21 protein-coding genes are annotated in these 18,719 nt (G+C 63.8%); 10 read left to right on the forward strand and 11 right to left on the reverse strand.

Going from position 1 to position 18,719, the window contains the following annotated elements:
• Positions 1 to 153: 153 nt before the first annotated feature.
• The 4 genes from glnA to sseA form a co-directional block, all read right to left on the reverse strand.
• Positions 154 to 1,563 (reverse strand): type I glutamate--ammonia ligase, encoded by a 1,410-nt coding sequence (gene glnA / locus CR492_RS10640; protein ID WP_102843728.1) that lies wholly within the window; start codon positions 1,561 to 1,563, stop codon positions 154 to 156.
• 89 nt (positions 1,564 to 1,652) lie between these two features.
• Positions 1,653 to 1,991, reverse strand: coding sequence for a P-II family nitrogen regulator (locus CR492_RS10645; RefSeq protein ID WP_012589472.1), 339 nt, complete (start codon positions 1,989 to 1,991; stop codon positions 1,653 to 1,655).
• 370 nt (positions 1,992 to 2,361) lie between these two features.
• Positions 2,362 to 2,748 carry a hypothetical protein gene (locus CR492_RS10650; protein WP_102843729.1) on the reverse strand — a complete coding sequence of 129 codons (387 nt, stop codon included), beginning with the start codon at positions 2,746 to 2,748 and terminating at the stop codon, positions 2,362 to 2,364.
• Between the two features lie 364 nt (positions 2,749 to 3,112).
• Positions 3,113 to 3,973 carry a 3-mercaptopyruvate sulfurtransferase gene (gene sseA / locus CR492_RS10655; protein WP_102843769.1) on the reverse strand — a complete coding sequence of 287 codons (861 nt, stop codon included), beginning with the start codon at positions 3,971 to 3,973 and terminating at the stop codon, positions 3,113 to 3,115.
• 314 nt (positions 3,974 to 4,287) lie between these two features.
• Between sseA and CR492_RS10660 the strand changes: the two genes are divergently transcribed.
• The gene (locus CR492_RS10660) at positions 4,288 to 4,560 is read left to right on the forward strand and encodes a hypothetical protein (protein ID WP_146030234.1); all 273 of its coding nucleotides are present in this window, start codon (positions 4,288 to 4,290) and stop codon (positions 4,558 to 4,560) included.
• A 25-nt stretch (positions 4,561 to 4,585) separates the two neighbouring features.
• Here CR492_RS10660 and CR492_RS21370 read toward each other — a convergent pair whose 3' ends face one another.
• Positions 4,586 to 4,906, reverse strand: a complete 321-nt coding sequence (locus tag CR492_RS21370) for a trypsin-like serine protease (RefSeq protein ID WP_146030235.1) — start codon at positions 4,904 to 4,906, stop codon at positions 4,586 to 4,588.
• A complete protein-coding gene (locus CR492_RS21375; RefSeq protein ID WP_180982511.1) occupies positions 4,819 to 5,331 on the reverse strand; it encodes a trypsin-like serine protease in 513 nt (170 codons plus the stop codon). Before CR492_RS21375 ends, CR492_RS21370 begins: the two co-directional genes overlap by 88 nt.
• Before the next feature lie 34 nt (positions 5,332 to 5,365).
• Between CR492_RS21375 and CR492_RS20785 the strand changes: the two genes are divergently transcribed.
• From CR492_RS20785 to CR492_RS10705, 7 genes are all read left to right on the forward strand, one after another.
• Positions 5,366 to 5,689 (forward strand): PepSY domain-containing protein, encoded by a 324-nt coding sequence (locus CR492_RS20785; RefSeq protein ID WP_102843733.1) that lies wholly within the window; start codon positions 5,366 to 5,368, stop codon positions 5,687 to 5,689.
• Between the two features lie 152 nt (positions 5,690 to 5,841).
• Positions 5,842 to 6,552, forward strand: a complete 711-nt coding sequence (locus tag CR492_RS10680) for a response regulator transcription factor (protein WP_102843734.1) — start codon at positions 5,842 to 5,844, stop codon at positions 6,550 to 6,552.
• On the forward strand, positions 6,552 to 7,997 hold the full coding sequence (locus CR492_RS10685) for an ATP-binding protein (protein WP_102843735.1): 1,446 nt from the start codon (positions 6,552 to 6,554) through the stop codon (positions 7,995 to 7,997). The genes CR492_RS10680 and CR492_RS10685 overlap by 1 nt, the downstream gene beginning before the upstream one ends.
• A 47-nt stretch (positions 7,998 to 8,044) precedes the next feature.
• Positions 8,045 to 9,166, forward strand: coding sequence for a c-type cytochrome biogenesis protein CcmI (ccmI, locus tag CR492_RS10690; RefSeq protein WP_102843736.1), 1,122 nt, complete (start codon positions 8,045 to 8,047; stop codon positions 9,164 to 9,166).
• Positions 9,167 to 9,175: 9 nt separating this feature from the next.
• Entirely contained in the window at positions 9,176 to 9,676 is a 501-nt protein-coding gene (ccmE, locus tag CR492_RS10695; protein ID WP_102843737.1) for a cytochrome c maturation protein CcmE, read from the forward strand.
• Between the two features lie 14 nt (positions 9,677 to 9,690).
• Positions 9,691 to 11,673 carry a heme lyase CcmF/NrfE family subunit gene (locus tag CR492_RS10700; protein ID WP_102843738.1) on the forward strand — a complete coding sequence of 661 codons (1,983 nt, stop codon included), beginning with the start codon at positions 9,691 to 9,693 and terminating at the stop codon, positions 11,671 to 11,673.
• Positions 11,670 to 12,152 (forward strand): cytochrome c-type biogenesis protein, encoded by a 483-nt coding sequence (locus CR492_RS10705; protein ID WP_432431203.1) that lies wholly within the window; start codon positions 11,670 to 11,672, stop codon positions 12,150 to 12,152. Before CR492_RS10700 ends, CR492_RS10705 begins: the two co-directional genes overlap by 4 nt.
• On the opposite strand, the gene aat is transcribed toward CR492_RS10705, so the two are convergent.
• Positions 12,143 to 12,832, reverse strand: coding sequence for a leucyl/phenylalanyl-tRNA--protein transferase (gene aat, locus CR492_RS10710; protein WP_102843770.1), 690 nt, complete (start codon positions 12,830 to 12,832; stop codon positions 12,143 to 12,145). The two genes, CR492_RS10705 and aat, sit on opposite strands and share 10 nt — an antisense overlap.
• A gap of 184 nt (positions 12,833 to 13,016) precedes the next feature.
• Between aat and CR492_RS10715 the strand changes: the two genes are divergently transcribed.
• Positions 13,017 to 13,550: a transposase gene (locus CR492_RS10715; protein ID WP_146030237.1), complete on the forward strand. Its 534-nt coding sequence runs from the start codon at positions 13,017 to 13,019 to the stop codon at positions 13,548 to 13,550.
• A 22-nt stretch (positions 13,551 to 13,572) separates the two neighbouring features.
• On the opposite strand, the gene ypfJ is transcribed toward CR492_RS10715, so the two are convergent.
• Together ypfJ and CR492_RS10725 are read right to left on the reverse strand one after the other, a co-directional pair.
• On the reverse strand, positions 13,573 to 14,475 hold the full coding sequence (ypfJ, locus tag CR492_RS10720; protein WP_102843741.1) for a KPN_02809 family neutral zinc metallopeptidase: 903 nt from the start codon (positions 14,473 to 14,475) through the stop codon (positions 13,573 to 13,575).
• A 105-nt stretch (positions 14,476 to 14,580) separates the two neighbouring features.
• Complete coding sequence (locus tag CR492_RS10725; RefSeq protein ID WP_102843771.1) at positions 14,581 to 15,405, reverse strand: uracil-DNA glycosylase; 825 nt, start codon at positions 15,403 to 15,405, stop codon at positions 14,581 to 14,583.
• Positions 15,406 to 15,582: 177 nt separating this feature from the next.
• On the opposite strand from CR492_RS10725, the gene CR492_RS10730 reads away from it, so the two are divergent.
• A complete protein-coding gene (locus CR492_RS10730; RefSeq protein ID WP_102843742.1) occupies positions 15,583 to 17,256 on the forward strand; it encodes an electron transfer flavoprotein-ubiquinone oxidoreductase in 1,674 nt (557 codons plus the stop codon).
• A 1-nt stretch (position 17,257) separates the two neighbouring features.
• On the opposite strand, the gene CR492_RS10735 is transcribed toward CR492_RS10730, so the two are convergent.
• Both CR492_RS10735 and CR492_RS10740 read right to left on the reverse strand, forming a co-directional pair.
• A complete protein-coding gene (locus CR492_RS10735; RefSeq protein WP_102843743.1) occupies positions 17,258 to 18,247 on the reverse strand; it encodes an L-threonylcarbamoyladenylate synthase in 990 nt (329 codons plus the stop codon).
• Positions 18,244 to 18,651, reverse strand: coding sequence for a winged helix-turn-helix transcriptional regulator (locus CR492_RS10740; RefSeq protein WP_102843744.1), 408 nt, complete (start codon positions 18,649 to 18,651; stop codon positions 18,244 to 18,246). The genes CR492_RS10735 and CR492_RS10740 overlap by 4 nt, the downstream gene beginning before the upstream one ends.
• Between the last annotated feature and the right edge of the window lie 68 nt (positions 18,652 to 18,719).

The raw sequence follows: 18,719 nt of genomic DNA on the forward strand, positions 1-18,719 counted from the left end.
ACCCGCTGCGGTTGCGCGCCCGGGAGCCGCGCAACCACTCTTTTCGGGGTCGTTGGCAATATAAAATGCGAACGGCGGGAGAGTCGGGGCCAGCGCCGCCGTCTCTCTCGCCGTAGAAACTTGACCTTCAGCTCAAGACTAGAAAGGCAATCCTCAGTAGGAATAATACATGTCGAATTCAACCGGATGCGGCGTCATTTCAAAGCGCATCACATCGGCCATCTTGAGTTCGATGTAGCTATCGATGAAATCATCGTCGAACACGCCGCCTGCCTTGAGGAAGGCGCGGTCCTTGTCAAGATTGGCGAGCGCTTCGCGCAGCGAGCCGCAGACGGTCGGGATCTTCTTCAATTCGCGCGGCGGCAGATCGTAAAGATCCTTGTCCATCGCCGGGCCGGGATCGATCTTGTTGATGATGCCGTCGAGGCCGGCCATCAGCATCGCGGCGAAAGCGAGATAGGGGTTAGCCATCGGATCCGGGAAGCGGACCTCGACGCGTTTGGCTTTCGGGTTCGAGGCGGTCGGGATGCGGCAGGAAGCCGAGCGGTTGCGCGCCGAATAGGCGAGCAGGACCGGGGCTTCATAGCCGGGCACGAGGCGCTTGTAGGAGTTGGTCGAGGGGTTGGTGAAGGCGTTCAGCGCGCGGGCGTGCCGGATGACGCCGCCGATGTAATACAGGCATTCCTGGCTGAGGTCGGCGTATTTGTCGCCGGCGAACAAGGGCTTGCCCCCTTTCCAGATCGACTGGTGCACATGCATCCCTGAGCCGTTGTCGCCAAATACCGGCTTCGGCATGAAGGTCGCCGTCTTGCCGTAGCTCTGCGCGACCTGATGAATGCAATATTTATAGATCTGAAGGTGATCGGCCATGGTGGTGAGCGGGCCGAACTTCAGGCCGAGTTCGTGCTGGGCGGAGGCCACTTCGTGGTGATGCTTTTCGACCTTCGCGCCCATCGCGGCCATGGCGGCGAGCATTTCGCCGCGCATGTCCTGTGCGGAGTCTTGCGGCGGAACCGGGAAATAGCCGCCCTTGGTGCGGATGCGGTGGCCGAGATTGCCGCCTTCATAGGGCGTGTCGGAATTCGACGGCAATTCGGCGGAATCGAGCACGAAGCCCGTATTATAGGGATCGGCGCGATAGCGGACGTCGTCGAAGACGAAGAATTCAGCCTCGGGGCCGACGAAAACGGCATCGCCGACGCCCGATGAGACGAGGAAGGCTTCGGCTTTCTTGGCGATGCCGCGCGGATCGCGGCTGTAGGGCTCGTTGCTGTTCGGCTCCAGAATGTCGCAAACGATAACCATCGTCGGCGCCGCGAAGAAGGGATCCATCACGGCGGTCGCGGGGTCGGGCATCAGCAGCATGTCGGATTCATTGATCGCCTTCCAGCCGGCGATCGACGAGCCGTCGAACATCGTTCCTTCAGCAAAAATCTCCTCGTCGATGAGGGAGATGTCGAAGGTCACGTGCTGCCATTTGCCACGCGGATCCGTGAAGCGGAAATCGACGTATTTCACGTCGTTGTCCTTGATTTCCTTGAGCACGTCGGCAACGGTCTTCATAGTCCTGCCTTTCGGATTAATGGATAGCCGATCTGATTGATAGCGCCGGAAAATCGGCGAGGCGAAGCCTCAGCGCAAACGGGTGGGGATCAGATGGCGTCCGCGCCGGTTTCGCCGGTGCGAATGCGGATCGCGCCTTCAATATTGGAAATGAAGATCTTGCCGTCGCCGATGCGGCCGGTCTGGGCCGCCTTGCGGATCGCTTCGACGGCCGCGTCGACGATGCTGTCGGCGACGACGACTTCAACCTTCACCTTGGGAAGGAAATCGACGATATATTCGGCGCCGCGATAAAGCTCGGTATGGCCTTTTTGCCGGCCAAAACCTTTGGCTTCGGTCACGGTGATTCCCGCAACGCCAGCTTCGTGCAGCGCCTCCTTCACCTCATCCAGCTTGAAGGGCTTGATAATCGCCTCGATTTTTTTCATGGGCGGTTCTTATGTCGCTCTTAATTGTGGGAGCCATTCGGGTTTCGAGCGGGCATTTATCATTTACACGATGAAAACGCCATCGAATTTCGGCGAGATCGCCGGCGGGACGGCCTTAGGGCATTTGTGCGGAAGGCAGCTCGTTTATAGCAATCAGCAGGCCAAACTTGCAATCAGCAGAGAAGCGCGACTTGGCCAAAACGCGCCGCGCGCCGCAAGCCGCAGGGCCGACGTGGATCAATGATGTCTGAACCGCGGGGGACGCCCCAACAGGCAGCTGCTGTTGCGGCCGGACCCCATAAAAAAACCCGCTCCAAACAGGGAGCGGGTTCTGCGGGAAGCAAGCCAAATTAACGAGAAAGCGCGACCATTATTCCGCCGGTTCGAGAACTTCCTCCACCTTTGCCGGCGTCTCTTCCTTGGCGGGCCGGACGTCGACCAGCGTCACGCTGACGCCAGAGCCGAGCAATTGCAGTGAAATCTCCTTGCCATTGCCGAATTTAACGCCGTCCCTGTAGGCGCCGTGCTCGAGCCGCGCGAACACCACATGTTCGGCGGGCTGCACGCCGAGCCGCGTTTGCAGATCGCTGGAGATGCCTTCGAGGTTAAGGTGCGTATCATATTGCACGCACACGGCGGTGGAGCAGTCGCCCGGCGTTGCAAGACCGATGCTCCCCGAGGGGAACCGCGTCGTCACATATTTCTCCGACTCGCGCGCAGGCCGCGAGGCATACATTTCAAGCGAATAATCACACATGTGAACCACTCCAAATGTCTCGAGATGCGGAGTCCCTTCCGTGCGGAGGCGTTCTCGGCGCACAGGGCGACGAGTTGGGCTACGAGCTGTGAAGATATTCAGCCCCCCAAGAAGGAAGGGGAATGTGGAGGCCTCTCAGGGCCAGCCTGGCTCGATCTAGAAAAACGCTGGCGCTTGGCTGCGTCGACCGATACCGCGCCTGACGGTCGTCAGGCGCTCCACTTAACGCTTCGAACGCGAGGATTCCAATTTGGTTCGCCTCGAGTCGCGCTTAATGTGATGATAGCTCAGCCCTTTGCATCGTCAAGCTCTTTTGGCCGATCTGCGATCAAATCCCGGACGTGCAATGGGCCGCGGGCAAGCATCAATCGGCGATTTCTTCCGCTTCTCCGGTTGCGATCGGCAGGTCAAGACGCCCGCCCCATTCGCTCCAGGAGCCGTCATAGAGCGCGACGCCTTGCTTGCCGACGCTTTCGAGGGCGAGCAGCAGGATCGCCGCGGTGACGCCCGAGCCGCAGGTCGTGATGATCGGGCGCGACAAGTCGACGCCGGCCTTGGCGAAGGCGGTTTTCACTTCTTCCGGCGGTTTGACGCGACCCTTTGCGGCGACCTCGGGCCATGGCACGTTGCGGCTTCCCGGAACATGGCCCGAGCGGAGTCCCGGCCGCGGCTCGGCGACCTCTCCCGTAAAGCGTCCGGCGCTGCGCGCATCGACGACTTGCGCCGATCTCATTTCGCTCGCCTTCAGAACGTCGGCGGCGGTCGCGACCCCGGCCCGGTTCAGCTTCGCTGTAAAATTCCGCGGCTTGTGCAGCCGCTCGCCCGTCTCGAGAAGCCGTCCTTCCTTGCGCCATTTGGCGAGGCCGCCCTCAAGGACTTTCACGTCTTTTGCGCCGAACAACCGGAGGGTCCACCAGACGCGCGCCGCGCCGACGAGATCGGAATTGTCGTAAACGACGATCGTCATTGCCTCGCTCAGACCGAGTTTTCCCGCCGCGGCCGCAAACGCCTCGGGCGATGGCAGCATATGCGGCAAGGACGTCGAGCGATCGGCGATGGCGTCGATGTCGAAAAACACCGCTCCTGGAATATGCCCGGCGGCGAATTCGGCGCGGGCGTCGCGCTGTTCGGCGGGCATGAAGAAACTGCCGTCGACAATGGCTAAATCCGCCGAGCCGAGCCGATCCGCTAGCCATTCGGTGGAAACGAAGAGATTCTGGTTCACTTGCGTCGCCTTCGTCCTCGGGCGAGCCCGCGCGATAGGATTGCGGGGTCGCGGCGGCCTCATTCGATAGCCAAACCCAGATGTAAAGCGCGCCGCCGCGTCTTCCAACTGCAAAACTTTTGGCTTTCGCTTGTAAAATTTTGTCGCAGGGTCCGCCTGCTGGCGCGGCATAAGGCAGCGCGCCTTTGCCAAGCCGCCGGCCCCGCGCCGAAGGCCCTCAATTCCATCCGAACCATTTGCGCCGCCGTCCGTTAGGCCCGCCGCAAGCGGCCGAGCAAACCCGGCTGCGTTTGTCCATACGGAGGAGTTTTCGAATGAAGTCTGCTGCCGCTATCTTAGCTGCCATGCTGGCTCTCGCGCCGGCCGTCGCTTTTGCTCAGTCAGAGTCCGCCACCGGAAGGGGAAATGGCGATAAGGCTGTCGGACCGGCCTCCGAGAACGGCGACACCGCGACCAGCAATACGAAGCGTCCGGACGGCATGGGACGCTCGGCCTATCCAGACAATTCGGCGACATCGGCGCCCGAGACGCCGCCCGCCGCTGGGTCAGTCCCGCCGACAGGGACGACCGGTTCAGGCAAATACTAGCCAGAGCTTGCTAAGACGATGGCGGTCACCGCCAGGCGTGAAGCGCAGACGCGATCCACGCCTTCTGCGGCCCCGTCAGGATCGCTTGAGTGAGGGCGCCGCATGCGGCGCCCTTTTCGCCGCTGGCCCATGTGGCGATTGCGACCAGCCGGCCGTCGAGAAGCAAGGGCGCGCCGGAATCGCCGACGCAAGCGCCGGACCCAGATCCCGGCCGGCCCCGCGCCCATAGCAACACGGATGACAATGGCGCAGTCGTGATCAGCTCAGCCGAACGCAACACGCCGCCGGTTTTTGGCTTGCCTTCGAGGCCAAGGCCAAATCCGGCGAGGCGGACGCTTTGCCCCAGCGCGGCAGAAGCTCGGCAAAACCAACCGGCGAAAAAGCTGGCGGAAGGTCGCGGGAGAGGCGCAGCAGCGCAAGGTCGATCGAAACCACGCGGCGCCGGATCGCGTCCGCGCGGTAAAGCGGATGAATCCGCGTTGCGGCGATTTCAAGCAACTGCGTTCCACTCGCCGTTTTGACATAAACCCGCATATCCATGGGTGCCGCGGCGCAATGCGCCGCGGTGAGAATGACGTTTTGGGCAACAACTGCGCCGGTACAAAAGCCGGCCGACCCTGCGGTCCGCGTCAGCACCATCACGGCAGATCGGGCGAGGTCCGCCGCGTCCTCCGAGGCGCCGACGATTGCGTTTGCCGGCGCGGCCAGCAGAAGCGCAGAGAAAAGCTGCAACAGGAGCCGAAAAAGCGTCCGCCAGGGGCCTGCGTTCATTGACGGTTCAGTCTTCGCGCGGCAGCGTATTGGCATGAACGGCGTCATTCTTTCGCTAGGGCTCCTGGTCGGCCTCTGCCTTTGCGTGCGCACGCAGGCGGCGCCGCGATGCTATTCGACCGGGGAAACGCGCGAAAAGATAGCCACCGACGGCCTGACCGAGCCGTTCAGGGCGATGCAGAAGGCGGCCGCGCGGACGCAGGCGGAGGCGCTGGCGGCAAAACTCTGCCTGGGGGACGATGATTTTGTCTACGAGATTAGCCTGTTGCGTCGGGACGGAAAAATCATTCGGGCCTTCGTCAACGCCAAGAGCGGCCAGATGCTCGACGCAAAAAGCGAAAAGAAACGCGGCGATTAGAGCGTGAGGCGGAAACACGGCCCGACATTGCGCGGCAATCCTCGAAATTATTGGAATTGATCCGGTTCATGAATCCAAGACCGCCCATGAGTGATCTTCATCGAGGAACGCCGCGAATGGTCGCGCTTTAGCCGCCGGGCGGGAGAATCACGATGCGCCTGCTCGTTGTCGAGGACGACAAGGATTTGAACCGGCAGATTGTCTCTGCGCTTGAGCGCGCCGGTTACGCCGTCGATCGCGCCTTCGACGGCGAGGAGGGCTGGTTCCTCGGCGACACGGAGCCATATGATGGCGTCGTGCTCGATCTCGGCCTGCCGGAAAAGGATGGCGTCGCCGTGCTTTCCGATTGGCGCAAGGCCGGCCGCGTGATGCCGGTGCTGATCCTCACGGCGCGCGACCGCTGGGGCGAAAAGGTCAAAGGGTTCGACGCTGGCGCTGACGATTATGTCACCAAGCCCTTCCACATCGAGGAGCTTCTCGCCCGGCTGCGGGCTCTTCTGCGCCGCGCCGCAGGGCACGCCTCAAGCGTGTTTTCCTGCGGCCCGGTCAGTTTCGACGAACGCGGCGGCAAGGTTTCGGTCGAAGGCCAGCCGATCAAGCTCACCTCGCATGAATATCGGCTGCTCGGCTATCTGATGCATCATCAGGGCAAGATCGTTTCGAGGGCAGAGATCGTCGAGCATCTTTACGATCAGGATTTCGACCGCGACTCCAATACGATCGAGGTTTTTGTCGGGCGCCTGCGCAAAAAACTCGGCGTCGACGTCATCCATACGATGCGTGGGCTTGGCTATATATTGGCGCCTCCGAGGGCGGACGACGGCGCGGCCGCAAGCCGAGCCGGGCCGCCGACCGGCCGCTGATGCCGCGTCCGGATCCCGTTGCGGGCAAAGCCTCGGGCTGGGCAACAAGCAGGATTTCGATCGCCAAACGGCTTTTCGTGTCGGCGGCGATTTTAAGTTTCGCCATCCTGTTCCTCGCCGGCGCGCTCCTGACCGCCGCCTACCGGCAGGCCGCCGAGCGCAATTTCGACGAGCGTCTCAACGTCTATCTGCGCGCGCTCATCACCGACATTGCCACCGCAAGCGAGGCCGAGCGGGTAGGGCCGGACGAATTGAGCGATCCGCAATTCGCGCTCGCTCTTTCCGGCTGGTACTGGCAGATCACGAGGCTCGACGGTGATCAGCGCCAGATCAGGAGTTCGCGTTCTCTCTTCGCCGCGCGCCTTCCTCGGCTGTCGGATCTCGGTGTTCCGGTCGGGATCGGCGGCGCGCGTCAGGGCTACGCCAAGGGTCCTGACGACCGGCGCCTGCGCATCGTCGAGCGTATCGTCGATGCGGGCGACGATGGCATCTATCTCGTTCAGGTGGGGGCGACGACGGCCGAACTCGAATCCGCCATCCAGCAATTCGAAGCCTATCTGACCGTCACTTTCACGCTGCTCGCCCTCGCGCTCATCGCATCCTCGGCGCTGCAACTACGTTATGGCCTTGCACCCTTGCGCCAGCTGCGCGAGGGCGTTGCGGCGATCCGCCGCGGCGAGGCCGAATCGATCTCCGGCGTCTATCCCTTGGACCTCGCCCCGCTCGCCGGCGAGCTTAATCTGCTGATCGGCGCCAATCGCGCCGTGGTCGAGCGCGCCCGCACCCAGGTCGGCAATCTGGCGCATGCGCTGAAAACGCCGCTGAGCGTCGTCATCAACGAGGCGGCGCTGGAGCCGGGGCCGCTTTCGGCCAAGGTTACGGAGCAGGCGGCGATCATGCGCGATCAGGTTGGCTATTATCTTGACCGCGCCAGAGCCGCTGTGCGCGCCGGAATGCTCACCGGATCGACCGAGGTCGAGCCCGTGATCCGCGCGCTGCTGGCCGCCTTCGAGAAGATCTACGCCGACCGCGCGCTCGAATTTTCGCTCGACGCGCCATTCCCCATTCGCTTTTTGGGCGAGAAGCAGGATCTTGAGGAGATGATCGGCAATTTGATCGACAATGCCGGCAAATGGGCGCGCAGCCGCGTCAATGTGACCGTCGCCGCCGAGACGCTCGATCGCGACGCCGAACGCTCCTTTTTCCATATTGTCATCGATGATGATGGGCCGGGCCTTCCGGCGAACCGGCGCGAGGAGGCGATCGCGCGCGGCCGTCGGCTCGACGAAACCAAGCCGGGCTCGGGGCTTGGCCTCTCGATTGTCGTCGATCTTGCGACGATGTATGGCGGCGGCCTGACGCTCGACGCCAGCCCGGCCGGGGGGCTTCGCGCGCAATTGCTCCTGCCGTCGACGCAGAACCCGCCCGAGCCAACGCGTTCGTGAGCGAAAGACCCTTTGCAAGGCCGCGCGCCGATGACTAAGAGAACGTCATGTTGTGGGTATTTTTTGCAGCCTTGACGGTCGCCGCCCTGACAAGCGTGTTCTGGCCGCTCCTTCGAACGCCGCGCGGGCCCTCGCGCAGCGCGATCGAGGTCGCCTTTTACAAGGCGCAGGTGGCCGAGATCGAACGCGACGCCGCGCGAGGGCTTGTCGCCAAGCATGACGCCGAAGGCGCCAAGGCCGAGGCGGCGCGGCGCCTCATTATGGCGTCGGAAACGCCGGGTCCCGGCGCCGCCGATGCGTCTCCAGCCAAAGCGCGCGCCGCCATCGCTGTGGCGGTTCTGTTCGTGCCCGCGCTCGCGATCGGCCTTTATTCATCCATCGGCCATCCGGGACTGCCGGACCTGCCGCTGACCGCCCGAATGGCGCAGCCCGCCGCAAAACTCGACATCATGGCGGCGATCGGCAAGGTCGAGGCGCATCTTGCCGAAAGCCCCAACGACGCAAGGGGCTATGCGATCCTCGCGCCGATTTATATGCGCCTCGGCCGCTACGAGGACGCCGCCAAAGCTTATGCTGCGATGCTGCGGCTTGAGGGCGAGACGGAAGAGCGCCTGTCGCTTTACGGCGAAGCGCTTGTCGCGGCGGCGCAAGGCGACGTCACGGCAGAGGCGAAAAAAGCCTTCGAGAGCGCCAAGGCGAAAGATCCGGCGGCGCCGCGCCCGCGCTTCTATCTTGGCCTTGCCGCCGCTGAGGCCGGCGACAAGGCTGGGGCGAAGAAAATCTGGACTGAACTGCTCGAGCAATCGCCGCCGGACGCCCCCTATGCGCCAGCCCTGCGTGAAAAACTCGCCGCGCTCGACGGAGCGCCCGCGCCCGCGGCCCTGCCGGGGCCGGAGCAAAACCCGGCGCTGGCGGCAAACATCAAAGCCATGGCCGGCCCGGAGCAGGCGCAGGCGATCAAGGGCATGGTCGATCGGCTCGCGGCGAAGCTTGCAGAGAACGGACAGGACGTCGAAGGATGGCTTCGCCTCGTGCGCGCCTACGCCGTGCTGCATGAATCCGAAAAGGCGCGCTCGGCCGTTGTCGACGCCAAACGCAATCTCGCCGACGACGCGACGGCGAGCGCCCGCATCGACGCGCTCGCACGCGAACTTGGTCTTGAAGGATAAAAGCCTGACATGACGCGCAAGCAAAAGCGCCTTGCCTTGATCGCATCGGGAGCGGCCGTCGTCAGCCTCGCCGTGGGCCTTGTGATGTTCGCCCTGCGCGACAACATCGTCTTTTTCTATTCGCCGACCGAGCTTGCCGAAAAGCCGGCGACGAACGGCGCGCGTCTGCGCATCGGCGGACTCGTCAAGCCGGCCTCGCTCGACCGTCAGGGCGATCAGACGGTGCGCTTCACCGTGACCGACATGAAGCACGACATCGCCGTGACCTACACCGGCCTGTTGCCGGATCTGTTCCGGGAAGGGCAGGGCGTCGTCGCCGAGGGCGCCCTGCGGCCGGATGGGGTTTTCCACGCCGACAGCGTCCTCGCCAAGCATGATGAGCGCTATATGCCGCGCGAAGTCGCCGACGCCTTGAAGAAACAGGGCGTCTGGCAGGAAGAGGGCAAGTCGGAGGGCAAGCCTGCCGCTGTTCCAGCCCAGACAGCGCCGCAGGGCGCACAGGCCTACTGAAAGATGAAGCTGGCATGATCGTCGAAACCGGCCATTACGCGCTCGTCCTTGCGCTGGCGCTCGCGCTCGTCAATTCCGTGCTGCCGATCTGGGGCTCGCTTGCGGGCGACCGCCGCCTGATGGCCGTCGCGCCGCCGGTCGCGATCATGAGCTTCCTGCTGATCGGCTATTCCTATTTCGCGCTGACCTATGCGCATGTGACGTCGGATTTCTCGCTGCTGAATGTCGTCGAGAATTCGCATTCGGCCAAGCCCTTGATTTACAAGATCAGCGGCGTCTGGGGCAATCACGAGGGCTCGATGCTCTTGTGGGTGCTGGTGTTGGCCCTGTTCGGCGCAGCGGTCGCTATGTTCTCCGCCTCGATGCCCGAGGATCTGCGGGCGAACACGCTCGCCGTCCAGTCCTGGATCAGCGCCGCTTTCGTGCTGTTTATTCTTCTCACCTCCAACCCCTTCGCCCGGCTCGGCGCGCCGCCGGCTGAGGGCAACGACCTCAATCCGCTATTGCAGGATCCCGGCCTCGCGATCCATCCGCCGCTGCTTTATCTTGGCTATGTCGGACTTTCGATCACCTATTCCTTCGCCGCCGCCGCTCTTATCTGCGGGCGCATCGACGCCGTCTTCGCACGCTTCGTGCGGCCGTGGACGCTCGCCGCCTGGATTTGCCTGACGCTTGGCATCGCAATGGGGTCTTACTGGGCCTATTACACGCTCGGCTGGGGCGGCTTCTGGTTTTGGGACCCTGTCGAAAACGCCTCGCTGATGCCCTGGCTTGCCGCCACGGCGCTGCTCCACTGCACGAGCGTGATGGAGAAACGCGAAGCGCTGAAGATCTGGACGATTTTCCTGGCGATCCTCGCCTTTTCGCTCTCGCTGCTCGGCACCTTCCTGGTGCGTTCCGGCGTGCTCACCTCGGTGCATGCTTTCGCCACCGACCCGATGCGCGGCGTGTTCATTCTGTTGATTCTCGTCCTGTTTATCGGCGGTTCGCTGGTTTTGTTCGCGGCGCGCGCGGGCGGCCTGAAGCAGGGCGGCCTGTTCGCCCCGATCTCGCGCGAAGGCGCGATCGTCGTCAACAATCTGATCCTCTCGACCTGCTGCGCCACCGTCTTCGTCGGCACGCTCTATCCGCTGGCGCTCGAAGCCGTGACGGGCGAGAAAATCTCTGTCGGCGCGCCGTTCTTCAATCTGACCTTCGTTCCGCTGTTCGTCCCGCTGTTCATCCTGATGCCGGTTGGCCAGATGCTCGCCTGGAAGCGCGGCGATCTCCTTGGCGTGGCGCAACGGCTGATCTACGCCTTCGGCGCCGGCCTCCTGATGGCGGCGGCGCTGGCGGCGATCCACGGCGGTCCGGCGGTCAGCTTCCTGCTTGGCGGTCTTGCCGCCTATGTCATCGTCGGGGCCTTCACGGACATCGGCAGGCGCCTTCTAGGCGCCGGCGCCTCGCCCGCGGCGATCCTGCGCCGCCTGTCAGGACTGCCGCGACAGGCGCTCGGCACGGCTTTCGCCCATGCCGGCATCGGCGTCACCCTGCTTGGCCTTGCGGCGTCCGGCTGGGGCGTCGAAAAGATAACCACCTTGCGCCCGGGCGATACGCTTGACGTCGGCCCGTTTCAGCTGACGCTGCGGGATCTCGCCAAGCGCGAGGGGCCGAATTATTCGGAAATTTTTGCAACGACGGTGATTCGATCCGGGGGCGTCGTCGCCGCGGTGGTCGAGCCTTCCTTGCGCTCCTATCCGACCCGGCGCAGCAACAGGACGGAAGCCGGCATCGCGACTCTTTCGTTGGGCCAGGTCTATATCAGCATCGGCGGCCTCGAGCCCGACGGCAAAGTGGACGCGCGCATTTTCTGGAAGCCGCTCGTCTCGCTGATCTGGGGCGGCGCGCTGATCATGGCCTTCGGCGGCGCGCTTTCTTTAAGCGACATGCGGCTTCGCGTCGGCGTCGGTCGGCGCGCGCGCAAGCCGGCCGCGCCGCAAGCCGCGCCGGCGGAATGAGCATGAAAGCTTCGCTTCGCGCCCTCCTGCTGCTTGGCTCCCTTGCGCTGGGCCCTGTCACAGCCGGAGCCGTCGAGCCCGATGAAATCCTCGGTGACGCAACCCTCGAGGCGCGCGCGAGAGACCTCTCCGCGCATTTGCGTTGCATGGTCTGCCAGAATGAATCGATCGACGACTCTCATGCGCCGCTGGCGCGCGATCTGCGCCTCCTCGTCCGCGAACGCCTCAAGGTGGGCGACAGCGATGAGGCGATTCGCGACTATCTCGTGCGCCGTTATGGCGATTTCATCCTCTTGAAACCGCCGCTGAAAGCCGAGACGCTGGCGCTGTGGGGCGCGCCGCTGATCGTTCTGATTGTCGGGGCCGCCGCGATCATCGCCAATATGCGGCGGCGTGACGCGAACGCTTTGGCGCCAAAAGAGCTCAGCGAGGCGGAGGCAGCTAAGCTCAAGTCCGCGCTCGAACGCGATCATTCCTGAGGCGGCGCGCCGCGCTTCGGCAAAGCCTCGATCGCTTCGGCGCCGGTAACCTCGCGACTCTTCGGCCAGACCCAGAAATCGGCCGACTGGGCCATCGCTCGCGCAAGACGGCGACGGTAGGTCTCCTTGGGGATTTCGACGGCGCCGAGCGATTGCAGATGCGGCGTCACGAATTGCGCGTCGAGCAGGCTGAAGCCGCCCTTCCGCAGCCGCGCTACAAGATGCGCCAGCGCGACTTTCGAGGCGTCTGTCTTGCGGTGAAACATGCTCTCGCCGAAAAACGCGCCGCCAAGGTGGACGCCGTAGAGACCGCCGACCAGCACGCCGTCTTGCCAGGTTTCGACCGTATGCACCCGTCCGGCGTCGAACAGCTGGCGGTAGAGGCTCCGGATGCGTTTGTTGATCCAAGTCTTTTCGCGGTCGGGATAGGAGGCGGCGCATCCATCGATCACGGCGTCAAAATCATGGTCGACCTTTGCCTCGAACACGTCGGAGCGTATGGTTTTCGCAAGGCTTTTCGACACGATGAGCCCGTCAAGGGGAAAGACCCCGCGAAACTCGGGATCGACCCAGAAGAGGCTCGAATCCTCAGCGCTCTCGGCCATGGGAAACAGGCCAATCGAATAGGCGCGCAGCAGAATGTCGGCGGTGATCTCGAACGGGTCGCGCGCGCGGCTCATGCAGCCTGCCTTGTTTGTGACGATTGGAGCCGCGGACAGCATGCCTTGCGGGCGGCGCTTGCGCAATTGCGGCGGCCCCGCCGCCGCGTCCAGGCGTCATATTCCACTTTGCCCGGATCGTCGGCTCGTATAAGGCCAATCGACGCCCTTGCGCCCCTTGCCCAAAGAATGTTTCGATCTGCTTATGCTTTCAGCCGTCGTGCTTTACGAAGTGACGCATCGCTCGCCCGGGGTCGATCCCGCCGAGACGCTCGTCCGCACGCTGAGCTCGCTGGTGAGGGCGAACGTCGAGGGGCTTTTACGTGACGTCGCCATTGCCGGGCCCGCCAGCCAGGGGCTTGAAATCATCGCCGACCACGCCGGTTGCGGCCTGATCGAGGCGATCGGCGAGCCGGAGTGGCTGCGCGAGGCGATCGAGGCGGCGCGAGGCCCGCATATTCTTCTGATTCGCTCGGGCTTCGCGCCGCAGCAGGGCTTTATCGAGGAAGCCGGCGATTTTCTCCAACGGCCGCCGCGCGCCAACGGAGCGGAAGTCGCCGTGCTGCGCGCCGCGCCTGAACGTCTGTTTGAGCGGATGTTTCCTGGAGCGGCGCCGCTTGCGGGGCTTATCGCGCCGCGCGATCGTTGTCTCAAAGGCTCAGCCAAGCGACTCGTCGGGCTCGCCCAATTCCTCCGCCCGGCGACGACGCTGCGCACCCATGCGCGGCGGATCGCGTAAAGCGCGAACGCCTTTTGCGAGCCTACCTCTTGAAGGTATTGCAGGCGTTGACCTCGCCGGATTTCAGCCCGGTGTTTAGCCATTGCTCGCGCTGCGCCGCCGATCCATGCGTGAAGGAATCCGGCACCACATAGCCCTGCGCCTGCTTTTGCAGAAGATCGTCGCCGATCGCCTGCGCCGTATTGATCGCCTTGTCGACGTCGCCCGGCTGCAGGATCTGATATTTTTTCTGCGCATTTGCGGCCCAGACGCCGGCGAGGCAGTCGGCCATCAGCTCGACGCGGACTGACAGCGCATTGGCGTCGGCTTTCGAAGCCCGCTGCTGCGCCGCCTGCACCTTCGGCAAAATTCCCAGCAAATTCTGGATGTGGTGGCCGATCTCATGCGAGATGACATAGGCGTAGGCGAAATCGCCGCCGCCGCCCAGTTTTTCCTTCATGTCGCGAAAGAACGACGTATCGAGATAGACCTTCTGGTCGTTCGGGCAATAAAACGGCCCCATCGACGCGCTGGCGCCGCCGCAGCCGGACCGCGTCGAGCCGCTATAAAGAACCAGCTTCGGCTTCACATAATTAACGCCGGCCTGCGAGGGGAGGATGTCCGTCCAGACGTCCTCGTTTTCGGCGAGAACCGCCGCGACGAACTGGCCCATCTGGTCGGTCGGCGTTCCCGCCTGCCGGGATTGCGGCTGCGGCGGCGCGCTCTGCGTCTGCGAATGCCGCGCGCCGTTAAAGAGTTCGGCGCCGCCAATGAGAAGACGCGGATCGATGCCGAAGGCCCAGCCGATCAACCCGAGCACGACAATGGCGCCGATGCCCAGTCCACCGCCCCCGCCGCCGCCAAAGCTTTGCCCCGCGCTGGCGTATTCCGTCTCGCCGCGCCGGTCCTCGACATTGTCGGATCGGCGATAATCTTCCCATCTCATAAACCGGCTCCAGGCTTTCGGCGTGCAGAAGTCTTGCAGCATCGCAGGAAACTGCAAGACTTCTGGACGAGATCATCCGATCAAACAAGATGCGAAAGGCGCGGCCTAGACGCCTTCGCCGGACGTCGCCGGCTCGCCCGCGCGCATTTGCTCCAGCGCCCGCGCGAGCATCCGCAAATCCTGCCAGGCGAGCTTCTTCTGCCCCGGCTGGCGCAGCAGATAGGCCGGGTGAAACAGGGCGATCGCGCGGATTGGCGTTCCGCCGCAATCATAGGTCAGCCAGCGGCCGCGTATCCGCGTCATGCTGTCCTTGGCGCCAAGGAGGGTCTGCGCCGAGGGCAGGCCGAGGCAGACCAGTATTTTGGGGCCGACCAGCTCGATCTGGCGGCGTGTGAACGGCAGACAGGCCGCGGTCTCGATCATCGTCGGGGTGCGGTTTCCGGGCGGACGCCAGGGCACGACGTTGGAAATATAGACATCGCGCCGGTCGAGACCGATCGCCGCAAGCATCCGGTTTAACAGCTGCCCGGCGCGGCCAACGAAGGGGACGCCCTGCCGATCCTCGTCGGCGCCGGGCGCTTCGCCGACGAACATGATTTTTGCGCCCGCCTCGCCATCGCCGAACACGAGCTGCGTCGCGGTCGTCTTGAGGCCGCAGCCTTCGAAGGCGAGAAGCTCCGCGCGCAGCTCTTCGAGGGTCTTCGACGCCGCGGCGGCAGCGCGCGCATCGCGCTCGACAGTTTCGGCGCCCGCGACTGTCACGGGCGGGCGGGCTGCCGGAGGTTGCGGCGGCTCCTCAATTGCGATCGCAGGCGGCGCGCGATCAGGCTGCGCCGGCGCGGCCGTGCGGTCGTGCGGAATCTCATCGAGCGCAATGTCGACTCCCATCTCCGCATACCAGCGCAAAAGCGCGATCAGGCTTTCGGCCACTTTGTCTTCCACCCGAGACGAATTTTCGCGCGCGCGGCGTCGAAAAGACTAATCTCAATTTGTAGAGCATGATTTATAAACGCGCAGATTTTTCGCGAACGGGACGCGGCGGAATAGGGTTCGAGCGGGCATAAGACGATGGTTTGGCTGGGCGCAAGATCTTATGACTGAAGGCCGATGAGCAGCGAACTGGCGCAGCCGCGCGAAAGCATGGATTTCGACGTCGTCATTGTCGGCGGCGGTCCGGCCGGGCTTGCCGCGGCCATCCGGCTGAAACAGCTCCAGCCCGATCTCGCCGTCGTCCTTATTGAAAAGGGCTCCGAGCTTGGCGCGCATATTTTGTCGGGCGCCATTATCGATCCCGCTCCGCTCGACGCGCTGCTGCCCGGCTGGCGCGAGGACAAGGACCCGCCGCTGCGCACTGGCGTCAACGCCGATGAATTCTTCTGGCTCACGGAGCGCAGGGCGGTCCGGCTGCCTCATTTTCTGATGCCGAAACTAATGAGCAATCATGGCGCCTTCATCGGTTCGCTCGGCAATCTCGTGCGCTGGCTGGGCGCGAAAGCGGAAGCCCTCGGGGTCGATGTCTTTCCGGGCTTCGCCGGCGCCGAGCTTCTGTTTGGACCAAGGGGCGAGGTTCTTGGCGTCGCGACCGGCGATATGGGGATCGGCCGCGACGGGCTGCCGAAAGACTCATTGACCCGGGGCATCGAGCTGCGCGGCAAATATGTGCTGATCGCCGAGGGCGCGCATGGCTCGCTGGCAAAAAAACTGATCGCCCATTTCCGCCTTTCGGAGGGGCGCGAGCCGCAGAAATTCGGCCTCGGCCTCAAGGAGTTGTGGCAGATCGACAAGGCGCTCTGCCGGCCGGGCCTCGCGCGCCATTCCTTCGGCTGGCCGCTCGATGATTCAACGGGCGGCGGCTCGTTTCTCTATCATTTCGATGAGGATCACGTTTCGGTCGGCTTCGTCGTCCATCTGAATTACGCCAACCCGACCTTGTCGCCCTTTGACGAGTTCCAGCGCTTCAAGACGCATCCTTCCGTCGCGCCGCTGTTCGAGGGCGCGCGCCGTATCTCCTATGGTGCACGGGCGATCACCGAAGGCGGCTGGCAGTCGGTCCCAAAACTCGCCTTTCCGGGCGGAGCGCTGATCGGTTGCGCAGCCGGCTTCGTCAATGTCCCGCGCATAAAAGGCTCGCACAACGCGATCGCCTCCGGCGCGCTCGCCGCCGAACATGTCATTGAGGCGCTTGGCCAGGGCCGCGCCAATGACGAATTGAGCGCCTACGAAGCCGCGTGGCGCGGGTCCGTCATCGGCCGCGATCTCTTCCCGGTGCGCAACGTCAAGCCGCTGTGGTCGAAATTCGGCACGATCAAGGGGATCGGCCTTGGCGGGATCGACATGTGGCTGAATACGCTCACTGGCCATTCGCCGTTCGGCACGATGGCTCATGGCAAGCCGGATCATGCCTGCCTGAAGCCGCTCGCGGAGGGTCAGCCGCTCGCCTATGGCAAGCCCGACGGGCGACTGACCTTCGACAGACTGTCCTCGGTGTTTATCTCAAATACCAATCACGAAGAGGATCAGCCGATCCATCTGCGGCTGAAGGACCCGTCAATTCCGATCGCCTACAATCTGCCGGTCTATGGCGAACCGGCGCGGCTTTATTGCCCGGCCGGCGTCTATGAATTGACCTATGCGGATGAAGCGCAAAAGTCCGATCCGCGCTTCGTCATCAACGCGCAGAATTGCGTGCATTGCAAAACCTGCGACATCAAAGACCCCGCGCAGAACATCGACTGGACGCCGCCCGAGGGCGGCGGCGGCCCGAATTATCCGAATATGTAGTTTAGCTGCGCGGCGCTGCGGCGCGCTTCAGCCGGTCGTTGATGGCCTCGCCAATGCCGTGGCGGGGAATTGGCGCAACCGCGATCGAAACGGGGCCTCTTGAGTCGAGCTCGCGCAGAAAAGCGAACAGATTGGCCGCCGCCTCATCGAGATCCGCCGCGGGCGACAGATCGAGCGTCGCCGGGCCTTGCGAAAAACGCCCGCCGAAGTCGAGCCCGGCCTCGCCCGGCTCAAGCCTTTCAGCATTAAGCCGCACCAGGGCGGACGGCGCGTAATGCGAAGCAAGCGCTCCCGGCGCGACGATTTCATGCGAAGCGACGCGCTCGGGCAGGGCGAGGCCGAGCGCTTCCTCGATCAGGGCTCGGCAGAGCCCGCCCGGGCGTAGCAACTGCGTCGTCTCGCCAAGGCAGGCGATGATGGTCGATTCGACGCCGACGGGGCAGGCGCCGCCGTCGAGAATAAGATCGACGTCAGGGCCAAGATCCTCTGCGACGTGGCGGGCCGTCACCGGGCTGATGCGCCCGGAGCGGTTGGCGGAGGGGGCGGCGACCGGCAGCCCGGCCGCGGCGATCAAGGCGAGGGCGTTCTTGTGGGCGGGAATACGCAGCGCAACAGTTTCCCGACCAGCCCGCGCCAGCTCGCAGACCAGGTTGGTCGCCGCGACAGGCAGAACAAGCGTCAGCGGACCTGGCCAGAATTTTTCGGCAAGGCGCAGGGCGGCGGCCGAAAAAACGCCGTGCCGGGAGGCCTCTGCAAGGGTCGCGACATGGGCTATCAGCGGATTAAAGGCCGGGCGGCCCTTCGCCGCGTAAATGCGGGCGACCGCGGCGTTGCTGGAGGCGTCGGCGCCGAGGCCATAGACGGTCTCGGTCGGAAAGGCGACGAGTTTTTCCGCGCGAAGAAGCCGGGCTCCTTCGGCGATTCCCGCCGCATTGGCCGGAACGATGCGCGCGGCCGTTCGCTCGGTCGGCCGGATTGCGGACCCGCTCACGGCGAAAACCTCAAGGGCGGCGGGGGGGCGGGCTCGCGCTTGGCGGCTTCATCGAAGCGAAGCCGGGCGTCTTCGATTGTCTCGAGGTTTTGCAGCGCCCAGCTTCCGAGCGCCTGCACCGGCGCGCGCAACGATTGGCCAAGCGGAGTCAATTCATAATCGACCCGCGGCGGAACAGTCGGAAAAACGGTGCGGGTCAAAAATCCGTCCCGCTCCAATCCACGAAGCGTGAACGTCAGCATTCGCTGCGAGACGCTGCCGATGCGCCGCCGCAATTCATTGAAGCGGATCGGGCCGTCGCCCAAGATCATGATGACGAGGATGCTCCATTTATCGCCAATCCGCGCAAGGATCGGCGCGACGCGAGCGCATTGCGAGGGAACATGCGCGTGACTGGGTTCCAAATCTGTGCCTCCTTGCGCGGTCCCGACAGGATTGCATAGTGCCTTGGTTACAAATTTATACTGTAAAA

Origin of the sequence: Methylocella silvestris (genome assembly GCF_002891535.1) — a bacterium.
GTDB lineage: Bacteria > Pseudomonadota > Alphaproteobacteria > Rhizobiales > Beijerinckiaceae > Methylocapsa > Methylocapsa silvestris_A.

Excerpts from the sequence above, each read along its gene's own strand:
- glnA (WP_102843728.1), bottom strand. The coding sequence starts at position 1,563 with ATGAAGACCGTTGCCGACGTGCTCAAGGAAATCAAGGACAACGACGTG.
- CR492_RS10645 (WP_012589472.1), bottom strand. The coding sequence starts at position 1,991 with ATGAAAAAAATCGAGGCGATTATCAAGCCCTTCAAGCTGGATGAGGTG.
- CR492_RS10650 (WP_102843729.1), bottom strand. The coding sequence starts at position 2,748 with ATGTGTGATTATTCGCTTGAAATGTATGCCTCGCGGCCTGCGCGCGAG.
- CR492_RS10660 (WP_146030234.1), top strand. The coding sequence starts at position 4,288 with ATGAAGTCTGCTGCCGCTATCTTAGCTGCCATGCTGGCTCTCGCGCCG.
- CR492_RS21375 (WP_180982511.1), bottom strand. The coding sequence starts at position 5,331 with ATGAACGCAGGCCCCTGGCGGACGCTTTTTCGGCTCCTGTTGCAGCTT.
- CR492_RS20785 (WP_102843733.1), top strand. The coding sequence starts at position 5,366 with ATGAACGGCGTCATTCTTTCGCTAGGGCTCCTGGTCGGCCTCTGCCTT.
- CR492_RS10680 (WP_102843734.1), top strand. The coding sequence starts at position 5,842 with ATGCGCCTGCTCGTTGTCGAGGACGACAAGGATTTGAACCGGCAGATT.
- CR492_RS10685 (WP_102843735.1), top strand. The coding sequence starts at position 6,552 with ATGCCGCGTCCGGATCCCGTTGCGGGCAAAGCCTCGGGCTGGGCAACA.
- ccmI (WP_102843736.1), top strand. The coding sequence starts at position 8,045 with ATGTTGTGGGTATTTTTTGCAGCCTTGACGGTCGCCGCCCTGACAAGC.
- ccmE (WP_102843737.1), top strand. The coding sequence starts at position 9,176 with ATGACGCGCAAGCAAAAGCGCCTTGCCTTGATCGCATCGGGAGCGGCC.
- CR492_RS10700 (WP_102843738.1), top strand. The coding sequence starts at position 9,691 with ATGATCGTCGAAACCGGCCATTACGCGCTCGTCCTTGCGCTGGCGCTC.
- CR492_RS10705 (WP_432431203.1), top strand. The coding sequence starts at position 11,670 with ATGAGCATGAAAGCTTCGCTTCGCGCCCTCCTGCTGCTTGGCTCCCTT.
- aat (WP_102843770.1), bottom strand. The coding sequence starts at position 12,832 with ATGAGCCGCGCGCGCGACCCGTTCGAGATCACCGCCGACATTCTGCTG.
- CR492_RS10715 (WP_146030237.1), top strand. The coding sequence starts at position 13,017 with ATGCTTTCAGCCGTCGTGCTTTACGAAGTGACGCATCGCTCGCCCGGG.
- ypfJ (WP_102843741.1), bottom strand. The coding sequence starts at position 14,475 with ATGAGATGGGAAGATTATCGCCGATCCGACAATGTCGAGGACCGGCGC.
- CR492_RS10730 (WP_102843742.1), top strand. The coding sequence starts at position 15,583 with ATGAGCAGCGAACTGGCGCAGCCGCGCGAAAGCATGGATTTCGACGTC.